This window comes from Bacillus sp. AFS018417 (genome assembly GCF_002560985.1).
Lineage (GTDB): Bacteria > Bacillota > Bacilli > Bacillales > Bacillaceae_G > Bacillus_A > Bacillus_A rhizoplanae.
The window spans coordinates 1-286 of record NZ_NTTM01000122.1 but is presented as its reverse complement, the minus strand read 5'-3'; the positions used below and the strand labels follow the sequence as shown (position 1 = coordinate 286).

1 pseudogene is annotated in these 286 nt (G+C 44.8%); it reads left to right on the top strand.

Annotated elements, in window-relative coordinates:
• A pseudogene (locus tag CN326_RS23775) lies at window positions 1-232 on the top strand (RNA-guided endonuclease InsQ/TnpB family protein); the annotation flags it as partial.
• Window positions 233-286 lie beyond the last annotated feature (54 nt).

Below are 286 nucleotides of genomic sequence, written 5' to 3'. Positions count from 1 at the left end.
TGACTTCATTCCAACGTATAGAACAAATGACAAGCATGCAACTTTTTCAGGAAAACGAATCAAGCGTGGTATGTATCGTTCTGCGAAGGGAATCTTCATTAATGCAGACGTAAACGCTGCGGCTAATATTTTACGAAAAGCATTCCCGAATGCATGGACAAACGGGATAGAGGGGTTAGGCGTGAAACAGCTCGCCAGTGTGTTAACTCCACTAACGTTAATCGTCCGTTAGGTCGAAACGTTAGAAACCCCCACTTCCAGCTCTGCTAAGTGGGGGAGTATTCAT